Genomic DNA, 25,666 nt, shown 5'->3' with positions numbered 1-25,666 from the left:
TCTTAGAGTTAGGTGTAAGTAAGGATACCGGAATGGCTATAGCGGATATTAAGTAATCCATCGTGCTCTCGCAGGAAGGCTGAGAAGCCTTGCCCGACTAGCGCAGACTACTGCAGGAGCATAAACAGCATATCGATGAGAAGATCAAGTTTTTTCAGAGCTTTGCCCGGAAGGTTGATAATAAGATCGCTTATTTTGCATCATTTGGAGGAGACTCAAGGTAGAGAATAATATTTGCTTACTCAGCAATACGATATAGCGTATCGTTTTCTTTCCCGTTGTGAGGATTTTTACCAATGTATTCTGTTACAAATCCACATGAAATAAGATTTTGAAGATTATTGTTAGTTTCTATTATTTTTATTCCCATATTATTGCACTTAAGAGCAGCAATAATTTGATCGAAGTTGCCAGTACCATGTGACAAACCTGCTTTTAGAGCGTAATACACAGCATATGAAGAATCACCCATTAATGGTCTATTCATTTTTGCACTTCCCTTGAAGATACTCTACTACTATAACTTGATCAACAGAATTTGTAAGGCGCTCATATATCAAGGCAGCTTCCTCCACAAAAAAACGAGTGAGTTGTCGAGGCATCACAATTTTGAGTTTGAAATTCTTATTATAGTTTTTGTTATAGGTATTAATCCTAATCTTCTCTTGCTCCAAGGTATTAATATACTGAATTAAGCAATTTTTAAAGTACAGATCCTCATTACTTGCTGGAAGTTCACAGGGCTGGATGTCAAGGAGAATCCCGTCAAAGTCGGTATCACTATGCTTAAGGTTAAACTGAATAACCGAATGTACAAGTTCTTCTAAGAGCCAAAGACGTAATGGATTAGCCCAATCCGATTTACGCACATATATGTAGGGTGCATAATTTAGGCTACGTGCGACTTGAGAAAAATTCTTAAGATATTGTGATTGTGAGCTTTGTAGCTGATAACTATTGGACTCGATATAAACATCAATAATATGACTGTGATTTAAAGCGTTAACAAAGAACGGAGATGTATCCAAGATTACAGTGTTATTAACACCTAGTCCATGTCCGTCTGCTGTTTTAAAAATCAATTCCATCCTGTAACTCCTTAATAAAAATTGTTTAGTAAAGAAGGCGGGAGGAGGTCCCGCCTAATGAGGCGACCGGGAGGCCGCTTATAATGAAACAGTCCTGGGAGGACTGTGAACAGAGGATGAGGCTTTTACTGCCTCATTGTTACATACGCGACTATTCTCAGATTGTTTAGAAAAAAGGTGGATTATATTTTATAGTTCATTTTGCTTTAGGTTTAGATATGAACCCAGTGCTGTTATAGTGCTGTTTTTTTTTATGTTTAGTAAAACGGAAAAATATCCTATAATTTTTCATTTCAATATAATGCTGCAGTTCTTGCTTTTGGACAAAAATGATGTGTTAGGAATTAATTCAGATTGCCTACTCTATGCAGGAAGAACAAATAAGAGCTTCAGGTTTATTGAGATCATTATGATATGGATAAGCCTGATGCATCAATTAAAGGAGTGGAGTGCTCGATGGCTAAAAAGATGATTATTAAGGGAGTAGGACAATTTCTTGCAAAGAAATATGCATCTGATGGTAAAGGTGTTGAGGTGGTTTCACTAGGTACACTTCAAAATCTTAAAATTGATCTTAATGTAGAACTGGAAGATGTATTCGGTTCGGATGGCCTATTTGCAATTGATAATCTTGTAAAGTCCAAATCGATTGAGATTACAGCTACAGACGCAAAATTCGACTTGGCTCAGCTATCCTTAATGATGGGTTCAACTGTCAAAGAAGATGTAAGTGGTTCTCTCTGGGTGCTAAATGAACAACATGAGCTAATTAAAGGAGGACTTGACCACAATACCGGACCTGAAGTTGCTGTAGCAGAAGTTATATTTGGCAACACTCTTTACGGCGACGGTAATTTCACAGTGAGGCTGAAGGACAGCAACTCGCTCCTTGAGAAAGTAGCCTATAGTTCAACAGTAGGACCAACAGACAAACAGTTCATGATCACTTCCGATGAAGGAAAAACTTATGTGATTCTAAATGCATCGCATACCAATAAGGATATTGTACTGAGCTACCAGCGCACAGAAACCATTGATGTAGTGGATATTCTGGTAGATGAGGTTCCATTCCCGGTTCACATCATTCATCATGGATCTTTTCTGCAAAAGGATGGTACATTCCAAGGTATCGAAACAGAACTATATCAATGTCGGGCAAAGGGGACGTTCTCCATTGACGCTGCCCGGGCTACTGCATCTACTTCGCAGGTTACTCTGCAAGTGCTTGATCCAGAACGTGCGGACCGTAAGCTAGGAAGTATCAAACGATATTCGGCTGCCTCCAGCGTGTAACAACCTTTGAAGTTAGCAACAAGAAAGGGGCCCGGGTCCTCCCACCCGGGTCTTTGTTATTTCAATAGAAGTATAAAGGAGAGAGTGTATGAGTAAGACAGTCCAGGAAGCAATGCACTCAAAAGAGATGAATGAGGCAGCGCTGCAGCGAATTAAAGCTGAAAGCGCAGAAGAAGAGTTGCCAAAAGACAAGGACGTTCGTATATCTGAGCGTGTGTGGTTTGAGGAAGATGAAGAGATTATGCTGCGCAATGGAAAGTTGTATCGAATTCCACCAATGACCTTTGGAGATACTAGGGAGTTCATGCAGTATTTAAAAACTGTAAATGTGGGAGAGATTATTCTCAATTTTGCTCCAGGTCAGGAAGCCAAGGAAAAGAAACTTCATGATATTTTGGGATTAGCTTTTCAAGTCTATCCAGAAATTGCTTTCCGAAATAAAGATGGAAATCTAGTTGTGGATCATTCATTTATTGACCGTAATGTGGATCTTCGTATGGCTAAGCATATTCTAGAGATCATGATGGATCTTAACGGATTAAAAAAGTAGAACGGGTTGAGGGAGAAGAGCAGACAGGGGTAGAAGTCCGCGACGCCGAGACAGGAGAGCCTGTTACTTGGAACGAGGTGTTTTTCTATCTTCATAAGCACTGCAACCTCGATAAGTGGGCAATCAGGAGATACACTTACCCGCAGATTCAGGAACTCCTGAAACAAGTGCATAAATATATTCGCTTTGAGGTGGAGGTTTCAACCGCTCCTATACGTGCAATATTTGGCGGAGGTAACGGAGCGGAGACACATTCTGAAGGTTACGATGATGCAGACTACCGTGAAATAGATGAAGACGGTGTTTTGGAGCTTGCACGTATGTTTGGAGGAGGGTGAAAGTGAAGTCCGGCCTATTCTATGTAGGAAGGGCTTTTTTATTTGAAGAGAGGAGACGTGGAACTATGGCATCTGATCATAATCAGGAGCAAAGTAATTTGCTAGAAGCGGAAATTTCGCTCACAATGGGATCTCTTACAAGCCAGACTTCCTCATTTGCTGAGCAAGCGGAGGTGTTAATTGCTTCTTTTGACGACATGGCTGAGGGAACTGGGGCAATTGACATTGTGGGACGCAAACTGCAGGCTATAGTGCAAAAGATAAGGAGTATCAGCAATAATATTAACGATATTGAAAGTACAACAGATTTTTCAGAGGCTGTTCTTTTGGCACAAAAGATGGAGTCTCTTCAGCAAAAACTTACAAATAAGGTCAGATCTTTGCTGGAGCAACAGTTTACAGAGCTTGTCAAAGCATTAAATGAGCTTCAAGCAGTACCGGTGAGTATTGGTAACAATGACGCAGCCATTCAGTCAGGCGGGTACTCCCAGCACGTGATAAATACTGCTGATCAACAGAAGAAGCCCAAGTATCAGAACGCTGAGATGAGTACTGCAATAAAGTTGTTGACTGTTCAAAGCCAAAAGCAAATGTCTATTGTTTTAAACGCCATGAAAAATGTCCTGGGAGATTCGTTTGACAGTGGTGCATCTTTACTGCTCTCTATGGGGTATGAGGTCAATAAAGAGTTTGAATATACAATGGCAAGGGCGGCCTTAAATTTTAGGAATAAGGATGCGGGAACTCATAATTCACCAGATAGTCCAGTCCAAAACATTGCCCTTGCTTATGGACTACCTCTGGAAGACGCTGCTACAGCCTACCAGCATGCAGCAACGGCATCAACCGATCCTCTTGAAGCACAGCGCATTGCTACCTCGGCTGCCAAGCAGAAAAATGTTGGAGACATGGATATTCGCCAATCCGCAAGCAGTCTTGCGGCTTTAGCCGTCAATTGGGGGCTAAACGCTGCAGGCGTTGAAGATGCCGCTAATATGATAACTACTAGTTCAATATTAACTGATTCTAAAATAAGCGATATTATGGATTTTTTGAAACAATCATCAAGTTTTTCCCCTGTATCATCCAATGATGAAGATAAGCACAAGGCGATGGCTTATTCTATTGCAATGTCTTCCATGTACACTTCTGCCCTGGCCAGGACAGGCGATCATGGTGAGATGTTCTTTAAAAATATGGCGATTCCACTAGACGAGCCTTCAGCCAAGAATTTTGAAGTGATCTCTCAGCGGACTGGACTTAAGACCCTCAATCCTTGGAATGAAGAGAAAGATGAGAATGGGAGGACAATTAAGCAGCAAAAATCAGGAATTGATATGCTGTTTGCGATTACGGATGTCATTGATAGATTAACTCCAGAGGACCATGGCTTTGTTAGAGGCACCTATACAAGCAAATTAGGGAATGACTCGGGTATAACTGCGGCTTTATTCGAGGACATGGATAGGATCCATAGAATCCCGAGTATTATGGCACAGGGTGGCGCAGTAAGATTTGTAGAGAAGCTGCAAGACAAGGACTGGACGGCAAATCAATCAAACCAGTTACTTGCAGAAAATATGCTTACCCCTGAATTTCAGGAGCAAAAGTTGAAGACGATGTGGGAGGTTTCAACAAAAGGGATTTTTGATCGTCTTAAGAAGGAGTTTCAAACCGTAAGCTTGAGGATTATCACTTTTTTAAATGTGATCCGTGCTAACGCAGGATTATTTACATCGGGGATTGAAAGCATGGGGAAGGTTGGGCAGGGCTATACTGCCCAGAAGGTTCCCAAGGAGGATTTGCATAATCAGATAATGGCTGTCCAAAAACGTCTCGATCTCGTGAATAGTAAGTGCGGCGTTCTCCGTGTCGGTAATTTGAACGATACGCTTGGTAAACAACACGAGGAGTATGAACAGCTTAAGCAGCGACGTGCAGAAATCGAACGAAGCGGCGAATATGGTTCTGAAGTCCATATGAATATTAACCGCCAGATGAATAAGAAGCAATGGGATATCAATCAGACACGGCGGAGTCTAGTTTGGGCACAGTCGGTTGATCCTAGGCTAGACTTAGAAGCGCAGCACTTGGAGCGTAAACTGACATTTCTTATACGTCAAATGAAAGAGTTAGGCCGTCAAACCGAATCTGCGAATAACCGAATGGAGCTATTGGATCTAGCCATTAGGGATAATAGGCTGGACGGAGATATGCTGGTTGAAACAATAGCAAAGATATCCGGGGATTTCTCAGCGGGACTATAAGTGCCCAGAAATTTGAGGAAGAACTGAGACGTATTGGTTCGAGTACAGGGTATTCAGATCTACGTATTAAGCAGTTCATTAATGACATGGTAAATCTTAATAAAGAATTCCAGGATACAAGTGATATTCAAAAATATATAGATGCTTTAGTCCAGTTAGAGAATGCGGCTCAACTAAATAATTTAGAGATAGCCAATGAGAAGAGCGCTGAAACCAAAAGCAAGCAAACATCTGAGGACAAAGACAAGGACAAGGGCAAAGAGGGAGATAAGGAGGAAGACAAGGACGACGACGAGGATGAGAATTCTGCCTATGAAACTGCAAAGGAAATTCAAGAGTTTTTCACTGATGATTGGTACGAGGATGAGGATGATGACAAGGACGATGATGACGGGGGAAGAAGAAGAGGCTCCGGCGGCTCGGATGAGGGTGATGATGGAGGTAGAAGAAGAGGCTCTGGCGGTTCGGATGAGGATGATGATGGAGGTAGAAGAAGAGGCTCCGGCGGTTCGGATGAGGATGATGACGGAGGCAGAAGAGGCTCCGGCGGCTCGGATGAGGGTGATGATGGAGGTAGAAGAAGAGGCTCCGGCGGCTCGGATGAGGGTGATGATGGAGGTAGAAGAAGAGGCTCCGGCGGCTCGGATAGAAGTAGTAGAAGAAGCAGAAGAAGGAGGGCTGGAGGCGGCAGGAGGGGAATTACATCAAAGCTAGCAGGTCTGACCAAAGGAGCCGGGAAACTATTTTCTAAAGCCGGTAAGCTTGGGAAACTTGCTTCAGCAACGGGCAAAGGGTTAAAGATCGGACTTAAAAAAATCCCTTTGATTTCGACTGTTGAAACCGCTATGGACTTCTATAGTGATGTTGTTGCCCCTCTCAGTATGAGCCCCGAAGAAAGAAAAGAACTGGACGCGAGTGGACGTGTTGATCTCCAAAAAAAGGCTCAGGCTATAGGCGATGGTAATTTTCTGCAAAAAGCGTTTGGTATAGGTGAAATGGTTCTAGATGGTGGTATTCGAGGTGGCATTAATCAAATATTTGGTGGCGCCGGGGTAAAGTGGACAGAATATGCAGATGCTTTAAAAATAGCTTTTAGTGGAAAAAAAGGCGGAGATCTTGCTAAAGCGCTGGAGCAAAAGCTTAAAGGTAATGCAGACTCTAAGAAGGAATCCGATAAGCTTGAGGAAAAACCAAAGGATTCAGGAAAGGCAATTGATTCAAATGAAGACAGCGAGCAGAACAGTTTAGGCAATTTAAATCAGAATCAGCTTATCGAATACAAGGATGCTCAGACTATAATGTCCAGAAATCTGAACCTCCAACAAAACGAAGCTACTAAAATTCAGGCTGCTCATGATGAAAATTACGCCAAACTTGTTATGTCCGGTGTGCGTGAAGATTCTGCTGAGATGAGGGCTTTATTCGAAACTTATTTTAAGAAGAATATTGAAATGCTAGATGGTATCTTAAATGGAACAAAAAATGCGAACGGAAAAATTATTGATGAGGGCTTAATCGCCAAACGTGACAGGCTGACTGTAGGTTCAGATTCTTACAACGAAATAGATGCTCAGATTGCAAAGATAAAAGGACAGATATCTTCGTTGAATCTTCAAAGCTATCAGATGGACACTGACGGTGAGTTTAATGACATTATGGAGCAGCTTAATCATGACCTGAAGATTTCTAATGCAGACTGGAGTATGAAGAGAAGTGATGCTATTCTGTCAGGTGCAAAAGAAGATTCGAATAGTGTCAAGCAAATTCAGTCTGCGATGGCTAGCAATGTAAACTCAAGGATTGGCATTACACTTAGCAATCTACAGGCGTTGCTTGTTCAAAACAAAGATAATGAAACTCAGCGTAATAAGATACTTGAGCAGATTAAGGAACTGGAAGTACAGCAGAAGAATAATCTGGTAGACATTAAAAATAGCCTGTTACAAGGAAAATCTACATTCAATCTTCCGGAAGGTGTACAGGCCATGAGTTATTACGAAACGAAGGTCAGTGAAGGGACAGCCAAGCAGATATCCTTTGGTTCTGGGGATGTTAATATCACTATTCAAGCGAATGTTAAAGGGCAGCAGGATTGGGCGGCTGTAGGCAATCAGGTCGCAGGCATTGTTAAAAATGCCAACGTCAATGTCTCCCGAGAGCTCTCGCAGCAGGTAAAGACGGGGATGCAATACAATCATAGATAGGAGGAGAGGCAATGCCTGCTCAGTATCCTTTTGGAACAGTAAATGATCGCTATAAGAAGCGTTTATTCGTAGAATCAGGACTAAGTTTCACAGAAGTAGATGCTAAAATCATTGAACCCTATGCTCCGCCAAGCCCGCAATTATCTCTTAAAGAAATAAAGATTTTAAATGCACCTAGCCATTTTCACCAGATGGGTATTTCAAGCTATAAGGTTCATCTCAATCTGCTTTTTAAGGATAAAGAGGCCTATAATAATTATCTTACCTACTGCGGATGGACCCATAAATTCTATGATGAACGTGGGGTTCTATACTTAGGATCACTGGAGAGTATCACCCCTACAATTGTATGGTTAAACAATGAGCTGGACAGTAATTTAGACCAGAACCGCGGATATAAGTGTGTTGTAGAGCTAGTGCTGATTAAGAAAGATAAGTATGACCAGAAACACCGTTTTGAATATCAGGATACTGCAGGTCACTGGGCCGAAACGGATATCGAGGAGATGGCTGACGCAGGTTTGGTTACGGTAGTCTATGCAGACGGCACTCCGGTTCTTTACTTCAGGCCGAACGGTTATATCACTCGGGCAGAGTTTGTTTCCTTTTTAAATCGAACCCGGCGTTTCGTTGAACGGGTATTGAGGGAGTAGCCCGCAAGGCTATTCTCTTTCCCATTCTATACTATATATGAGGTGATCAAAGATGGGGGCTTGGGTAGATGTTAACCCTAATGATTGGTTTTATAACGAGATTATGGAAGCGTCGGGAATTTATTTAGAAGATGGTGATCCTATGATTTCCGGGATTGCGTATGGAAGGTTTATGTCTGACGCTCCCTATCTGTATGAAGAACAGAGCGGTTCGGAGGGAAAAAAGGAATTTACTCTTTTAAAGAAAATCATACCTACACCGGCGAATCCATTATTTATATATGTAGATGGAGTACAGACTGTGTATAAGAAAGTTAGTAATCCTTCCGTTACAACGACTCTGGTTGAATTCTACAGTGCCCCGCGCAAAGGGGCAATTGTATCATTTATAAGCCAGGGAAAAGTTCTTACAGATCGATTCGGCCGTCCGGAGGAGCCTATAAGTTGGTCTGGATTTGGACATCCGAAGCATGTGCTAGATAATGGAGATGATTACGTATGGGACCCATTCAACAGAAGTTATCAGGAATATTGCTATGCGTTCGGAAGACCCCTGAAGCGAATTATAATTGATGAGGAGTTGTGGGGAGTAAGTGTACCCAGTGCGCTTGTTGCGAAATATCTTGGAAACAAAACAGATTCTTATATGGTATCGCCCGCTCCTAATGCCTGCATCTATCTTCCCTATAATCTGAACGGTGTAACCTGCAAATTTAACTATGTCGTATTTAAAGATGGGTACCATCAGTTAAAGGGCGGTGAGTTCAAGGCGACAGCAGGGATGACCTGGCGTAATGACCGCTTTTTCCCCAATGCATACATCACCCGTGGAGAGGCTTTCACTTTAATTGATAGAGTGCGCAAGACGTTGTATAGCCGATTTAGTGATATTGATGCCCCAACCGCCAGGCTGGATCAATACATGTATGCGGAGGAAGGGCAGCGACGCTTCCGGCTGAATGGCACGTATCCGGCAGGTCAGGGGGTGCTGAAGGTCAAACGCAATGGTGTGCTGCTCACAAAAGATGTCAACTATCTGGAGACGGACAACCATACCGTTACTTTTGTGAATCCGCAGTCAGCAGGCACTACCTTATATTTTTATTATGAAAAGAAGGTATCTACAAGATTTCTGGATGTGGGTACACTTACTGCCTTATATAACAATGAAACCAAAGAGACCATCAGTGTAGATGGTCGAATACCTAATGGCTCCTGGTGGGCAGAACCGGTTCTATCAATGGAAGGGGAAACCTTTCAGAATGGCAGTTATCTGATAGAAGGATATGAACTCTCCCGGTTTATGGATGGGAATCCAGTAGTGGATAATATGTACACTCCGATAGATGCAGTTTCTGAAGGACACAAACTTCCATATTTTCTGCCATCCACACTTCTAAACCGTGCCCAGGCTGTAACGTTCCTCAATCGGTTCAGGAAATGGTGTGTTGAACGATTCAAATGAGAATGGAGGATAAGGATGCAGTATATGACACATGAATTGCAAAAGGTTCTAGCTGATCGATTAAAGTTAGGGGAATATGCTAAACCCGTTTGCAGGGTAGAAGTGGACCGAATGGCCTTCATTCCTGGAAGAATGGAGGAAATATCCTTTGTAACTGGCGAGGCTCAAAAATATGTTACTGTTCAGCAGACGTTTATTCAAAATGGGTCTGAGGGGCAGACACTTGTCAATTATCAAACTATTGTGCCTCCAATTCCAGCGAGGGGAACATTTACTCCAGATGATATTACCAGTAGATATGGTTTACGAGGGGGGAAGATGCATACCGGTATCGATATAAAAGCATCAGTTGGGGAAAATGTGGCTGCAGTTTGGTCTGGACGCATCTCAGCAACAAGCCATTCTAAACCTTATACAGGATATGGTTATTACATTGATGTTCAGCACACCAACGGTGTAATGTCCCGTTACGCCCATCTCAGTAAGATTTTGGTCAAGGTGGGGGACGAAGTCAAACAAGGGGATATCATTGGACTAGCTGGAAACACGGGACATGTTATGTCTGGAGGTAAGGATGTAACAGGGAATTTCGAAGATCCTAATTCAGAGCGCTCCAAAGGAAAGGGGGCTCATTTACATTTTGAAATCAGAGTGAATAATGATCATAAAGATCCACAGCCTTATCTAGAAGGTAACGCCAAAATGTTTACCTCCTCGACAAATACAGGTGGAGGTATTACAGATGGAGCAAAGGTTACAGGGGCTGTAGGCGCGCAGGTATTCAATCAACAATTTAAGGACAAGCAATGGATAAATGGACCAGGTATTAAGAATGTTAGTCCTGATGCTCTGAACCTAGGCTCTATACAGATGTTGCAAAAGCCAAGCTATGACAGTTTTTTAATTTATAATTTTGTAGCAAAGAAGGTGAATGCACCTCGTTCATGTTCATTTGATATCGAATTTCAATCTGCCAAGGACTGCCTTCTCAAAGCGGGATATTTCTGCAATGTTACAGAAGGATTAGAACTTAATATTTATTTTAACGATCAGTTACAAGTAAGGGTTAAGAAGTTCGATAATGGGAATGCAATAGAATCTATTGAAGATGTTCCTTTTCCCGTAGGAGCATACAAGATAAAAATCGAGGTTCTGTGGTATGGGGGGGAGAGTTGTAAACTTGGTCTTGATTATGTAAAAATACATGAATTGAATGCTGCGGAAGGTACTAATATGCTATCTGAAGCTGATCCTACACAGAAAAAAGGTTATTATGAAACCGCTGAAATTGAATCTCTTGTATTCAATGAAGTTACAAAACAGAATGCTTTGCAGGTTGGGCAGTTCGTATATATGGATACTTTGGTTCTGGATAATATTATTTCTGTTGATATCGATGATCAGCTTGGGATGGAGTCTCATGAAGCTCGAATTATCATATCTAACCCTGATGGATACTACTCCCCTGACTATAACCCCTTCCACTTCCCCGAGATGTATCAGCAATCTCCATGGAGCTATTTTATTAATGGTTATCATGTAGGTGTTCTTTCCGAGAATACACCGGTGCGAATTTATTATGGATATGGCCACAACTTAATGCGTGTGTTTACAGGACTTATTGATAAGGTGGATGGCATGGGTGAAGACCACCAGTTGACCATTACATGCAGAGATATGTATAAGAAAGTGTTGAATCATGTACTGTTGGAGGATAAAGCCTATCCTAAGGTGAGTGTACTGAACACTGGAAAAACAGAAACGAAGGTGGTCGATGCAGGTAGTGTAAGCGATGGATATAAAGGTTCTAGGTTTGAAGAGATTGTAGCCAGAGCCAAGTCTAATGCCAAGCACCCAGACTTCAAGGGGGCTTCTGTAGATTACCTCTTCTTGCTAGCTATTGCTAAGCATGAAACAAATATGGGGACGTCAGGAGCGGGAAGAGAAACCAGCGGAGGTTATATATTGGGCTATGGTGTGCCCAGTGGTTCCGCTAAACAACCACAATATGCAGGAATTAACAAACAACTCTATTTCGGAGCTAAACGATACGCAGAGGCACTTAAGAGTCGGGGATGGCGGATTAATTCGCTAGAGGACGTGAAATACTTCTGGCAGGGAGGGGACAAAGGAAGTTATCAATGGTCGCAAGATACCAATTGGCCAAATCCAGTATGGAAGATTTATCAAAGTTATGTGGCAGATCCGTCGCCATTTGCTGATATTCCTGCATATTCTCAGGCAACATCTGCAACTGCTGCAGCAACAGGTACCGGACCAGACGATCTGAAGGCTGCGTGGCTGAAATCTGCTGTTGTAACAGATCTGATTGTTTCAGCAGGAATGACCGGCTGGCGTCAAGCTCCTAATGATATACATTATCCTGATTATGTCATTGAAGAATCGTATTTCATCAGTACCAGCCAAGCTTCTGGCAAAGTTATTCGTGCTATTCCTAATAAGGAAGGTGAGTTTGAACAGGTCGATATTGATGCTGTTCTAACCCCGAATGGCTGGCTTAACCCTTATATAGAAGAGTACGGTAAGGAATTTGAAGCCCTACAGAGTAAAGCAGGGGAGGCCATCTCGGAAATCACCAAAGATACTAACTACCGGTCTTATTGTGATCGATATGGCACATACCACTTGGAAATGATTAACATGAATAAGCCCATAGCAGGACAGTTTACCGAATATGAAAACCTGGTGTCTTTGGAAAAGAGTACTGACTGGAGCCGGGGCCGGAGTCATCTTGCAGTTTTTGATGATGAAGGGAAGTATATGCATTTTGTGGATACGGAAATTCTGATGGAGCTTAAAGGCGAGGTTCGGACTGCAGTGCTTAACGTTCCATATGCTAAAAGTGAGGCAGAGAAGCGTAAGATAGCCGAAAGATTCTTCTTCGATATCAAATGTCTTTGCCGGACTCTTCAAATCTCTGTTCCGGGTAATCCTGCGCTCGAAGTATTGGATAGAGTATATATCTCTGACCGCAATACAACCACAAGAAGTGTCTATACTATTAAAGGGATCAAATCGTCGTTCTCTGTTGAGAATGGCTACCTGCAAATCATCGACTTAACCTGGTCAAGCGGAGAGGGGGCAATTCTGTAGTGGCCGGAGTAGCAAATGACTATTTGATTTACCCTATTATGGATCTGATCAAGGCCGAAACAAAAAAGGCTTCAACAAAAAGAACAGATATCGATCCCTTTGCAGGAACACCCTCAGTTCTTTTGAGCAGAGAGCATCCTCTCGATGTGGAGAAGGTAACTGGTGCGCACATGCTTTATGAATCAGGATACATTACTGATGTTTATATGACTTTTGGATGTGGAGATGATATGACTGGGGTTCCCGTTAACGTGGATTCGGAACATCCTGACTGGGAATACTACACGGTCTGGCGGTTGGGCGCAGTGAACGTGATCCGTAAGACCCCGTCGGGTGCAACGCTAGAAAATCTGATCATTAGCCTAAACTATGATGAGGAAAGCGGACTCTTAACTGGGACAACTTTAACTCGTATATAAGAGGGGGTGAAGCAAAATGTCTTTTCAGATTACACACGCGGCAGGAGGTATGATCGATAAAGTCCGTGAACTTCCATATCCACATTTCAGTAAATTCACCCGGCCCTTTGTACGCGGAAGAATGGTGGATGTGACGAGTGTGGCTAAAGTTTATGAGGATTCTTATAAACTACCTTATGCGACGGAGTTTCTGTCCGTAGCTTTTGCAGCTAGTGAATATTGCATCGGAGATTTCTGGGAGTTAACTGTAAATGGAGACAAGATATGCGAAACGGTTTACACCAAGGAACTTCCGGAAAGCGTATCGATGGGCAATTCTTTCGGGATCGTATATCCACTCCCGGAAAACGCTGAAATCAAATTTGAATACCACAATCTAAGCGGATCAGCCAAGCAGGTGTGGTACAACATCAAGTTCCTACGAAAATAAGGAGGGAGCGTAATAATGCCAAGTAACAAAGTGGCCTGGATTGAAGGGAGCGCATATGCAGACAAAATTGTATTCGAGCTTTCTAGTAAAATTGTACAGGCTGAACTCCCTGATGGGGAAGTAAACGGGTGGACGGAGGCCCACCGCTCTATTCAGGATAAGTGGGTTACGTACACACCAGTGACTACCACCAAGACAGTAGGGCAATATACACATACTAATGGAAAGATCTATCCCGTCTATAAGCTGAGTGATTTAAGTAATTTAAAAGATACCACCCCTGCTAATAATTCATTGGTGGATGCGGACGGATACGTCAAGGAGATTAAATATGTTTTGAACAATTCTGGAAACATTACGGGAACTATTGCAACAGGTAAAAGAATTCTTGTAACTAAAGTGGCATATACAGACCCTGACACTCACCTCCCAGTTATTCAAGATGTAGCAGGTACCTTAGTAGTGGCAGTAGATGATGAAACTACAGAATCCAAGAAAAAGTGTTACATTGTAAAGCAAGGTTACATGGTAGGTTCTGAATTTGTAGCAAATGAGAGATGGCCAAACTTCCGCGTTGTTAGTGAGATGCCATCAGACTACGATTACTTCTTAGGAAGAGGAACAACATATATTCTAGCTTATTACAACAGTGTTTATGGAAGTGTATCTCCACAGTTTAGTATATCCTTCAGTTATACCCAATTATCGTATAAAGCAAATCAGACCCACTATTCAGACACAACAGTGGTACTGAAGTCAGAAAAGGCGCCACCTGAAGGGCAAACTGCAAAAGCGTATTATGTAATGCTAAAAATGCCTGCACAGCAATTTAATTACTTCGATGTGTACTACGGCGAGGAGTTTAAAGTCATTCCTTCGTCAGGCAGTTCATCGGATACTTATAAGCTGGCTTGTGACATCGCATCTGTTAAAATCAATCAGGTTCCAGTCATAAAAAACCAAGTGGAGGCCCACCTGGCCTACCAACGATGGAATGATCCCAACTCTTCTGAAGGTAAATTCACTCCAGCGGATATCGCCTGGCTGTATGACTACGATGGGACTTCGCAAATTACAAGTCCCGCCGCGCATTTCTTCTTCGGGGCGGACAGTACGGTAACATGGCTTGCTAACAAGAAAAGGCGTCCCGACTATGATGTAAACTACTGGGTTTCTGTGAACAATAACCGAGTTACCTTAGTTCTTGAAGGTGATCCTGCACCGGATATTGAAGGATATTACCGCAGTTTTGGCTATATTGGAAGGATCATTCCATTTAATGAAACGGATTACGGTGGGAACTTTGGTGTAACTGTGGGTATGGGGGATATGGTAAAAGAGAAGACAGGGTTCCAAATCTCCGATATCCGTGTCGATCAGAATCCAGAGTATGCCAAGTTTGGCCGAAACACCTCTAACGGTATGTATTCCTTGTCCATGTTTAGAACCAAATCAAATGTCCTCTACCAAGCGTATTACCCCGCATTTATTACACAACTGCCCTCCTACAGTGGTGTTGGCAGCATCCCTTCCGATCTCTCTAAGCTAATTCTTGATAAGACTAAGAACTTCTTTCAGGCTTCGGTCTGGACCAAAAGATACCATGCCAGCCCTGTGTACCTTGTACATCAGTACGAAGGGTATCGCGGATACATGGATGGTGTAGTTGCAATTAATGATTTTAACCTAATTAATAAGGACGAGCTGATTGTCGATACAGAGGAATGGAAAGACCCGAAAGACCACTCTAAAGGAACATGGACAGAGGTCTACAAATTCTTTAGTGTCAATTCACCCATTAATTTTCTGAAATTTTCCGCAAACCCTAATGAATGCTCTATTGCGATTTTAAAAGAGGTAAAGTAAGGGGAAGGCTCCCCTTTTACTCGTACAACCCCGAATTAATTTTCCCACATACAAGGAGGACTCCCCCGCATGGCTAATTTTAGATATATTGAAACGATCACCACTTCCCGTGAGCTTCTCGATACCATCAAAGCACAGGTAGTTGGCGTGAAATACCCCTTCAACGCAACCTCTGGCGAGACTGAAGTTACGAACACATGGACGGTTGATTCCGAAACCTCGGACGTGGCTACTGGAAAAATCAAAGAACTTACTTTAAAAGGAATTTCTAAGATCAATGCTCTAACCCGGGAGTTCTATGTGAAATTCACTAATAGCGGATTTGGTACATCGGCCAAGCACAGCTCTATGGTTGTGCAGACTCTATTTAACAAAACAGGTACTGGTAGTGCTGCCACATTCGGTGAGGCAGGCCAGCCGGTCACTATTGAGTGGGCCAAACAGGATTATACACCAACTACTGACCGAACTCATGATAAACCAGTGTACTTATACATGAACGTAATGAATAACCGTTTAACAATGGTACTTGTCGGCGATCCGGCGGTTAACTTTGATGACTACCGTAAATCCTTCGTATATATTGGAGCCTTGAAGCCATTTAAATATAATGAGGAGGATGTAGACGGCAATATTATGGTTACCGGTGGCTCAGTCACACCGGAACCGTCTGCAGTACCTGCTGCACCTTATAACTTTGGAGCTTATACCTCTTATGGTAACAACACACTGCAAATGTTCAAAACAAAATCCGGAATCAAGTTTCAGCAGCACTTTGCTTCTTTCATTACACAGGCTCCTGCGCCTGGCAAGGCATTCGTGGACACTCAGGTAGGGGATACAGGCATCAAGCTGGAACCTCAAGGCTTCAACGCTTCGTCGTGGACGAAAAAGTACCACCTTTCTCCAATCTACATTGTGCATCCATTCGATGGGTACCGGGGCAGTCTTGATTATTGCATTGCTGTTTCGAAAAATAATATCCTTCATTTGGATGAATTGATTGTAGATATTCCTGATGGAACCGAAGGGAAAACTTGGAAGCAGGAAGTTTACAGGTACTTCGACCACAATACCGAAAATCATTTCATGAAGAAGTCGGCAAACATCCAGATGGGGATTGCCTTCCTGAAGGAAGTTCGATACTAAAAAATTGTCTCAATAAATCGTATAAGAGCTTAAAGGGAACTTCAGACAGCCCTCTGAAATTCCCTTTTTTCTTAGGACGGAGGATTCTCTTATGCCCGGTCAACAATTTAATTTCAAAGTGTCTGATTATGCAGTGTCTCAGACAGGATATCTCTTAAAAGTCACTACGTTACGGCCATCCGCCAAGTCCTATTTTTTAGTCTACATTCCGTTTGGAAGGTATAGCAGTGTGCTTATGCTGGATTTCCTCGTTACGACTCGAAAAGAGGTCCCAGCAGCGCTGCATCAGCAGATTTCACAAGCCATTCGGGAAGATATGGCTGCAATGGAGAGCGGCATCGTTATTTTAGAACAGGAGCCGATTCGTTCAGCAGAGGTATTTAGCATAGCTCTGGCTGAACAAGACCCGCGTTTTTCTGCCAACCTTCAAACGATGCAAGTTCAGAGCCGGGAGCGGCTAGGGGTACCTACAGATTTAGCAATGGCAGAGCAGGATGAAAATAGCCGCCGGTCCATCCATAGTGAATCCCTGGAGGCCAGAATCAGTGAGCGTAGCCGGGAGGGTTACGTGCTGCTCGATGTCCTGGGCCAAATTAAAGAGAGAGAAAGTAATTTTTTCGATGATGTTCTGCCTGCTGCAATAAAACCTAAAGAGTCTGAAAGTATAACCGAAGCGGATGGGTTCCAGGCAGAACGCCCAATTGATTGGGATTTTAATGTGTTACGAAATATTTTTATCTCGAACCGGATTTCAGCCTCAGGTGTTCATAAATTGCAGATGAAGGACCTGGGCTTTCGTGTAGATAAGCAGGACCTATTAATTGATTTGCAGAATGAAGCAGGTTTCCGTCCCTTTAGCTCAGCAGGAACGGTTATGCAGAAGAGGGGAGCAGGTCACCGTCTCAGTCTTTTTGATCTGCGGGTGAACACGGAGCGGCTCTTGGGTCACAGGACTTTTAATTGGGAGGGCGAGGTTAGTAGTAATTACTCAACAGGACATCGTATTTTTAATTGGTTAGGCGATGTACTTAATGATCGAGAAGAAGCCAAGCGTCTACTTACCTGGGATGCCGTCTCAGTAGTCCCCAGTCACACCGCAGGCCAGCGTAAGGATAATTCACCTACCAAAGTGGACTATTACAGAATTAGGGCTACACGTGTTGGAGACAACCATCCCACTATTCAGGTACCGAATCTAGTTTCTGCTCTAAGAGATGACGCAATCAATGAGGCTATTGTTCCTCTAGAGTATAAGTGGGCCGAGATAAAGACTAGACAGTATAAAACACATCTGACAAAGGAAATTCAGTCCGTGCGGAGGAAGGATTTTCTTACCATCCGGGATGCTGTCAATTTAAGTGGGTACCGTAACGGGGAACGCCAAATGGATACAAATAAAACGGCTGCAGCCTGGCGATTCACGGACTTTTTAACTGATATCTATCGGATACGACAGGCAGCCCGTGACGTTCTGAATAGTTCCAGTGTGCTTATCCCGTCTTCAGCAAAGCGGAAAATCGATAAAATCATGGAGTTGGGTATAGATACCTTGGGATCTAGGGGGATTCACCGAACCGCCCGTGTTCTAGAAGAAAGATCTGCAGGTGCCCGTAGCTGGGACGGTCGCTTACACCGGCATGAAGTGGGAATGGCAGTTAGGAGTGCCAATCTCTTGGCATACTTAACCCATTCCGAAAAAGCAGAAATTACTCGTAAAGTGGTAATTCAGGTAATGCAGGAATTTGGACGGGCTTACCGAAATCCATTGCAGGTCTACCTCCCACGGGAAATTGGAGCAGCCTACCGTCCGGATTGGCTGGTCACCCGGCTACTACACATAAAATCAGCCTCAAACAATACAGAACGAAATACAGAGATCTTCAGAACAATTTTCAGCAGTAAGAACCTGCAGAAAAATACATTACTGTCTCAGACTATACTGGGAGCACGAGATGCAACTGTTCCGGTCTATCATTTATCAGACGCGTTAGGCAGTTTCAAGAAAGCAAAGGACCTCTATGTTCCAAGCGGCGCAGAGGGAGCAAAGGTACGGCAAGGCGGAATTCCTCTTGCCGAGTTAACGGATGAACCTACCTATGCCAACGGGATTACAATACCCCGGGCATCCAATATAGTTGAGGAACTGGAGCGCCTTTTCAGTGAAAACGCCCAAGAAAATAAATGGGGAATGCTGCCTGAGGATTTGGACATAGGTGTTGTAGACCGGAAACTTATGGGTACTATTCTGGATGTTATTTACGCTTGGAAAGGGTTTTTCTCTGATTTTCTTGACCCAATGATTTTTGCGGATCGATCGCATAATGGTCACTCCTTACTTGAATATGCTATTCGATGGGCCAATAAGGAAAGAGCGGCTGAGTTGATGTCCTCTGACTTCTTAGTGGGTGCCCGAGGGCGGATTGAAGCTCTCATTGAATCTAAAGTTGTATTTGCTAATGACCAAGCATATAGCGGACTTTTGGTCTTTAATGTGAAATTTGCTGATCGGGAGATCTTACGTGAGGCAGCAGAATTCAGAGAAGAAGAATGGGCATCCCAGGCTCCCAAATACAGTCATGTGGAGGAAGTCCGACAATTAGTCAAAAATCAAATTCCTTCCTATTTAGAAGAAGGACTGGAAGCAAATGATATGCTGCTGCGTCCAGCAGTCATCCATGTTGAAAATCCTTTTGGGTATTTTGAACCGGATCCTTCTTATTTAGGAAGCCACACCCAAGGGAGACAGACCGGACGTCTCACTCACGTTGAAGAGGGGAAGACCTCAGGTAAACCTCGGAAACCTTCTGAAATAAGTGAATTCAATCTGGGCAGTGTAGACGAACGAATTTCTCACTACGAGGTAGGGGTACAGGGAACTGAACCTAATCGCCAAGGTAATATATTGGATGATACAGAGATGGATCGTTTTACTAAACCCTCAGTGACAGGCGCGGAATTGGAGGGAATAAGACCAGATATTCGTTCTGCTCTAAGTGCACCTGAATCCCTCCTTGCTAAGCAAGACGAGCGACCTGTGCTGCACTTAGAAGAAGGAAAACTCGGACAGCAAGTTAATCGCCAAGTCACACAATTAGGGGAAGAAAAGCTAGGCAAGCAAAAAGAACGTTCTTCCATGCACACTGGTGAGGGGGGGACAGGAGGTCAAGTTTCAAGAGATGCTGATACAGAAGAGTCCAGCTTAGCTGAACTTCAGGAGCGTCTCAGCTATCTCGCATCAGGCTACATCTTTGGGGAGCACCAGGATCGGGCAGGATTTATAGCAGAGATGTATTACGAGGCAGTTCGGTTTAGTAAGCATGACAGCATCCTTAATGACAGCCTGTTGGGGTATGCACGTCTAGTGTTTCACCAGGCATTTCTGGAGGAGCATATGTTTGCAAATAAGCCATCGGATGCTGCAGAATTGCTAGAGGATATTGTCGGTAGGATGGAACCTTTTCCAGCCATTAATCACGATGTAGTTATCGCGGACAAGCGGGAACATTATACCGAACTGTTGGTGGAAATTGCCGGAACGAAGGAGCTTGCGGAGGCTGTTCTTGAAGAGTACCTGTCGGCAGTGAAGAGACTGAAAGACAGCACTTTTAATCAAGACCTGACAGTTACTGAGAGAATTAAGCAGGCCTTTATGGAGGCTATCCAGACTGAAGGACAAGGGCTTGTATATGACTACAGTAATGGCGTATTAGAGAACGGCATGGATCCTGAAGATTGGACAGGCGGCTATGGAGTGCCAGAAGATTACGATCCTCATGATCCTGCCAATCCTTATTATCCTTGGGTGAAGGATCTAGACACGCTGGAACTCGGACAGGATGAATGGATTCGATTTGATAACCAGCCGACAACGGCTTGGAGCAGAGAACCGAATCAAGGATTATTCAAATGCGAACAGCGACTAGATACTATCACAGGATTATACCGGAATGATTTTTCTCACGAAGATTATATGTTTGAGGCAGACTTTCGGGTCGATTCAGAAGAAGGAGATAATGCAGCCGGAATTTTGTTCCGGTACACCAACCCTCAGAATTATTACATGTTCGTAATCCATGGGGGAGATGTAGGAGGAACGCTAGGTATGAGTCGTCCTATGCAGCTCTATAAAGTAGTGGACGGCCAACAGCTACAGCTAGGAGCACCCATGAACTCGTTTGCCTGGGAACGGAATAAGTGGTACAAGCTTCAGGTTTCCGTTGAAGGATCACGTATCAAGCTGTCCGTGAGCGGAAGGCTCCAATATGACTTTACAGATTAGAGGTGCGGGTATTTGAAATCGACATTTGGTATTTTTACAAAAGCTCAAGGTAATGTAGTCTTCGGGCGAATGAAGGCATCGCTGGTGAACAATATCACTGATCCCAATCATCCCGAGAATCCGGCTAGTCCGAATAGACCTAGGATAGGCCAGCGTGAACCGGGGGATGTGAATCCGGCTCTTGGTGATCCTGGAAAAGGTCGAATAGGCCGCTGGCAAACAATAAATCTGGATTCCCTTGAATCTGTTATAGATCAGATTATTGAGCAATATCTTCGGGATAAGACTTGGTACTCTAACGTTCGCTGCCGTGAAGCGCTTTGGAATATGCACAAACGTTTGGAGTGGTGGGTAAAGCAGCAGGTTGACCCCAACCGGAGTGATTACCAGCGGGCCCTCTTATTAATTAAGGATTGCATCCGACATATTCTAGAAGAAGCGCAAGACCCCGAACTTGCTCATAATGTGACACTTCCTCTTTGTCCGGCCCCTTTTTATTTTCCATTCAATGCGGACTATTATAATCACTTTGATGGAAATGATGTGAAACGTACACTGTTTGATATGACAGCACTTCCAAAATCGGATGATTTTCATGGATTGTTTCGGTATGTTTCATCCGTAGAGGATCAGGAGTGGGAGATCGTTCATTCGGTGGGGGATAGTGAGAGCAGCGGGAACGAAAATATTATGAAGCTAGCGCTTTCTCAGCTGCTCCCTGGCAACTCTTCAAAGATTACGTTTAACTGGCGCTGGAAGCGCATGGGGTACATCTCCTTTAAATACTGGGCCAGTGCAGCGAGCGGAAACGGTCTTAATTTCTTTATCAATAATAATCAGGTAGGCGGAGAATGGTCTGGGGAAGCCGGGTGGAAGGAGGTGAGATTTAATGTGGCGCCTGGACAAACGTATAAGTTTGACTGGTTAATACGAAAACAAGTAGGAGATCAGTTTGGACAGAATGCAGTCTATATCAAAGATGTTAAGTGTATCGAAGTGATCCGTAGCCTGGGCGGCGATACCCCTCCTGATTATGACACTATGGGCTCCGCTGCGTATGGTGTCCCTGGTTTTGAATGGATTACCCACTCAAAGAGCAGTGTGGTGAAGACCCACTTTAACGGAGTGGTGACTAATGAAAACAGGGCACGAACCTTTCTTTACCGCCTGGACAATGAATGTGACGGGACTGTTCACTTTGCTTACAGGATGGGCACCGCTCAGCCTGCTGTAGAGAGTGAGAATTACTGGATGTTTTCCGACAACCTCACAGACCATTCTCAATATGGCCAGGGGAAGCGTGGAAGTTCCGTTTCAGCAACCCACGACCAGTCATGGGCACTGAATGGGAACAGCTCCAGCACGCAAGGAAATAAAGCAAAAATCACTTATTCCATAGTGGTTGGAGGGAACTGCACCGTAGATGCACGTGGGACAGTCGAGATGATATGCCCTCCACTAGAAATAGACCATTATGAGGACTCCATGATCCAGACCATAGAAAACGCAAACTGGAGTCAGAGTGGTAATCTTCACTGGCAGAAAATAGACGGCAGCACATATCTTATGGACAACCCCACTGAAGGAAGCGGTTCACTGCAGACAGTTCTGTACTTGCAAGATGACGGCTGGTTTGAATTCAGTTTCGATCATTCGCTTCGGCCTTCAGAACGGTTTGAGGTTCTTGTTGATGAAGAGGTTGTGTTTGAATCTGGGGAGATGAACTCAGGACAAAATATTTACATTCCCCTAAAACAAGGACAGCATTTTATTTCTTTTCGAATTACAGACACCTATACAGAAGAAAGGATTACAGCTGTTACAGAGTCTGACTTCAGCTACGGATCAGCAACACAAGGGGATTCCTTTACCAAAACGGGACCCTTTGGAAGTGGATTTACGGTCACGCGAGACTGGGATATGAGCAACGCAGGAACTACAACAAGTCAGAACGGAAACCCAATCAACTACACGGTTACTCTGAACCCAGGGGCTTCTTTAAATCTAGAAGAGATGCTTCAACTAACTGCCCCAGTCAACGAGAGTACCAGCAAAGTTATTTTTGAAGAGGTGTTTAACAAAACTAACGGCAGTTATGACCCTCATATAAATATGACCTCAAATTGGGTGTGGAAAGATATTCTCACCTGGTTTTCTCCTCCTGCTACCGGGGATGGAGTATACGCAGTTATTGGGAAGGATAACTCAACTAACACTATTACACTTTCCGGGGTCACTCTATCAAATGATGGGTTTCTTGAGTTTGAGTACGGGGGGAAGTTTGGGGCGAAAGAAAGTCTAGCCCTTACTATTAATGGAGCTGTAGTTTGGGCCGATGCTCAGACTACAAGTAGTGCTACAGGAACAACTGTGAAGGTTCCCGTCAACGCAGGGACACATGTGTACAAATGGATATACAAAGACCTTGGTGGTACAACATATACCGAGCCTGGAGAAGGAGCGGTGGCGCCTGATACAGGTGAGGTTTGCTATCCTGCGGGCTCCTTTAGCCAGCCTGTTGTATACGGCCAAAGTGATTGGACTTTATTGACAGACCGGCACTCACGGATGCGCAGCGGAGGAACGAATTTCAATACCTCTTCAATGCAGCAGGCAACAGGCAACGATGGAGCAACTATTACGCGAAATCTATCTTTTAACAGCTTTGCGAAAATGGACTTCTCTGAAACACTAATTATTCAGTCTGGAAAAGATATCCCAATTCCAAGCCAGACAAAGCAGCTTTCTATTGGGATTTCAACTGAAAACAAAGACCTGTTTGCAGGTAAAGGATATTACTGCTTAAATATTACAGGGGTTAAACCAGGGAATGGTTCAGGGTGGAAAACTGACACCTTCTACACCCATGGTTGGGTGAGTATAACTTTTGATTTATTGTCATATCTGGTCGATTCGACAGGAGTTCTACTAACACCTGATACCAGAAACAAATCGGGGCGTGACACAGATCATCGAGGAGAATTCAGTGTACACATTGTTCCTGCTACTGGAGTTGCTACAAAGGAAAACCAGGTTTTTCAGCAGTTGGAGAATATAGGGGCAATTGATTACTATCAGAATATTACTAGCTGGAATGATGCACTATCCATTCCACCCATTAAGAAAAGCGTTCCCCCGGGCAATTACTATATCTATTTAAAAATGTTTGATGCCATCCATGACTATGACAAGGATATTAACAATTATCCATATTATGCTGCATTCAAAAATGTTAACCTTAAGGTTTCAACTGCTCCCACAACAATACCAAATAGTGTGGATAATACAAAGGTGAAGGTTGAACTTATTGATATCTCAAACGGGTCTTTGGTGAAATCACAAACTTACGAAACAGCAGGTGCTACAAGCCGAACTGTGCAAGTTTTCTTTGATGATTTTCAGCCAGGGCATGCTTACCAGGTGAAATATACTTTGCTAAAGGGGAATGGAACAAAGGGAGGTCTATACGGCAAAGGGGGGAGCATGCAACTTAGTTCCGGGCAGTTCTTCGAAACCTGGTCTCCGTATTGCCGGGATAAGAACGGGAATTACTATATTCCAGGCAACAGCCCTTACCCATCGCCCACAACCAATCCGCCATATACACTCCCCACAGATGATTCGTACTGCTGGATTGATGCTATCAAACTCCATCAGTCCAACCTTACTGTTTGCCCAGGTACCGGGCTTGATGTAGTAGTCACAAGTGGGGGGAATCTTATTTCCCAGCATGTTTACAGTTCACCAGGGCAGCAGAAAGTGACTGTGAATTTAAATAATGATACTGAAACAGCCCGGACTTATGGAGTCACGATGCGTTTCTTGGCCGGATGCAGCGGAGATAGGGCTTCTCTATACAAAGGGAAGTATAAACTGATTGATAAAAGTATTATTATTCCATCTTATGCGCGAATTACAGGTTTCCGGGCCACTAACCAAAAACCGATCTGGATGGGCGGTTGCTATACCAGTAAGATGCACGTCAGAGTATATAACGAAGCAGGTTCTATGGTATATAGTACTCTTTACGCTGGTGGAGGGCTAAACTCATTCCTTGTTAGTAAATTACCCTTTTCTCCCTACTCTAAGTATAGGGTTGAGGTTGAGACAGAGCAGGGCGGTCAAATCAGTGCTATAACAGGGAAACCCTATATGACAACCTTCAAGCTGGTTGATTTTACAGCCTACGAGAATTGGGTTTTTGTTCCTGATCCGTTCCAGGCTAAGTTGGAGTTCTTTATCGACAACACACTTGTCGGCATATATACAGACCCGGGAGGCTTTTATGATGTCTCATACCCCGTCCCCAAGGGAGCTCATGAATTTAAATGGGTGTTCACAGAGCTCGGGAGCGGTTACAGCTGGGACTACTGTGATATCGATCTCCTGCAATTGAAGAACTGGATTTGTGACAAGGTGCGTGTTACGCCTTACTGCGAAAAAGGCGGCGGGGACAAATGTGTTGAAGAGCTCATAAAGTGTCTGCTGAAATTATGGCGGGACAGACCAAAAGCTTGTTCAATAGGCAGGAAAATATGGCTGTTCACGTAA

At 43.6% G+C, this 25,666-nt stretch carries 15 protein-coding genes; 13 read left to right on the top strand and 2 right to left on the bottom strand.

The genetic code is table 11. The annotated features are described in order from the left end of the window. Positions 1–238: 238 nt before the first annotated feature. Positions 239–487, bottom strand: coding sequence for a hypothetical protein (locus tag NST26_RS27765; protein ID WP_340980337.1), 249 nt, complete (start codon positions 485–487; stop codon positions 239–241). After that, positions 480–1,088, bottom strand: a complete 609-nt coding sequence (locus NST26_RS27760; RefSeq protein WP_339251215.1) for a hypothetical protein — start codon at positions 1,086–1,088, stop codon at positions 480–482. Before NST26_RS27760 ends, NST26_RS27765 begins: the two co-directional genes overlap by 8 nt. Before the next feature lie 456 nt (positions 1,089–1,544). Here NST26_RS27760 and NST26_RS27755 point away from each other — a divergent pair, with 456 nt between their 5' ends. The 13 genes from NST26_RS27755 (at position 1,545) to NST26_RS27695 (ending at position 25,666) form a co-directional block, all read left to right on the top strand. Further along, a complete protein-coding gene (locus NST26_RS27755; protein ID WP_339251213.1) occupies positions 1,545–2,381 on the top strand; it encodes a hypothetical protein in 837 nt (278 codons plus the stop codon). An 88-nt stretch (positions 2,382–2,469) separates the two neighbouring features. Next, positions 2,470–2,931: a hypothetical protein gene (locus NST26_RS27750; RefSeq protein ID WP_340980335.1), complete on the top strand. Its 462-nt coding sequence runs from the start codon at positions 2,470–2,472 to the stop codon at positions 2,929–2,931. A 403-nt stretch (positions 2,932–3,334) separates the two neighbouring features. Then, positions 3,335–5,536 (top strand): hypothetical protein, encoded by a 2,202-nt coding sequence (locus NST26_RS27745; RefSeq protein WP_340980334.1) that lies wholly within the window; start codon positions 3,335–3,337, stop codon positions 5,534–5,536. A gap of 86 nt (positions 5,537–5,622) precedes the next feature. After that, on the top strand, positions 5,623–7,740 hold the full coding sequence (locus NST26_RS27740; RefSeq protein ID WP_340980333.1) for a hypothetical protein: 2,118 nt from the start codon (positions 5,623–5,625) through the stop codon (positions 7,738–7,740). A gap of 11 nt (positions 7,741–7,751) precedes the next feature. After that, on the top strand, positions 7,752–8,393 hold the full coding sequence (locus NST26_RS27735) for an S-layer homology domain-containing protein (RefSeq protein ID WP_340980332.1): 642 nt from the start codon (positions 7,752–7,754) through the stop codon (positions 8,391–8,393). 52 nt (positions 8,394–8,445) lie between these two features. Continuing rightward, positions 8,446–9,858, top strand: coding sequence for a hypothetical protein (locus tag NST26_RS27730; RefSeq protein WP_340980330.1), 1,413 nt, complete (start codon positions 8,446–8,448; stop codon positions 9,856–9,858). 15 nt (positions 9,859–9,873) lie between these two features. Next, complete coding sequence (locus NST26_RS27725; protein ID WP_340980329.1) at positions 9,874–12,972, top strand: M23 family metallopeptidase; 3,099 nt, start codon at positions 9,874–9,876, stop codon at positions 12,970–12,972. Further along, complete coding sequence (locus NST26_RS27720; protein ID WP_339251202.1) at positions 12,972–13,391, top strand: hypothetical protein; 420 nt, start codon at positions 12,972–12,974, stop codon at positions 13,389–13,391. The genes NST26_RS27725 and NST26_RS27720 overlap by 1 nt, the downstream gene beginning before the upstream one ends. Before the next feature lie 16 nt (positions 13,392–13,407). Beyond that, positions 13,408–13,821 carry a hypothetical protein gene (locus NST26_RS27715; protein WP_340980328.1) on the top strand — a complete coding sequence of 138 codons (414 nt, stop codon included), beginning with the start codon at positions 13,408–13,410 and terminating at the stop codon, positions 13,819–13,821. Positions 13,822–13,836: 15 nt separating this feature from the next. Further along, positions 13,837–15,687 carry a hypothetical protein gene (locus NST26_RS27710; RefSeq protein WP_340980327.1) on the top strand — a complete coding sequence of 617 codons (1,851 nt, stop codon included), beginning with the start codon at positions 13,837–13,839 and terminating at the stop codon, positions 15,685–15,687. Positions 15,688–15,756: 69 nt separating this feature from the next. After that, positions 15,757–16,836 (top strand): hypothetical protein, encoded by a 1,080-nt coding sequence (locus NST26_RS27705; protein ID WP_339251196.1) that lies wholly within the window; start codon positions 15,757–15,759, stop codon positions 16,834–16,836. Between the two features lie 91 nt (positions 16,837–16,927). Further along, positions 16,928–21,115, top strand: coding sequence for a hypothetical protein (locus tag NST26_RS27700; RefSeq protein ID WP_340980326.1), 4,188 nt, complete (start codon positions 16,928–16,930; stop codon positions 21,113–21,115). A gap of 12 nt (positions 21,116–21,127) precedes the next feature. Further along, positions 21,128–25,666: a hypothetical protein gene (locus tag NST26_RS27695; RefSeq protein ID WP_340980325.1), complete on the top strand. Its 4,539-nt coding sequence runs from the start codon at positions 21,128–21,130 to the stop codon at positions 25,664–25,666.

The sequence above is a fragment of the Paenibacillus sp. FSL R7-0128 genome (assembly GCF_038002245.1).
Classification (GTDB): Bacteria; Bacillota; Bacilli; order Paenibacillales; family Paenibacillaceae; genus Paenibacillus_AQ; species Paenibacillus_AQ silagei.
The sequence above is the reverse complement of the archived record's forward strand: the minus strand, read 5'-3'. Positions and strand labels throughout refer to the sequence as shown.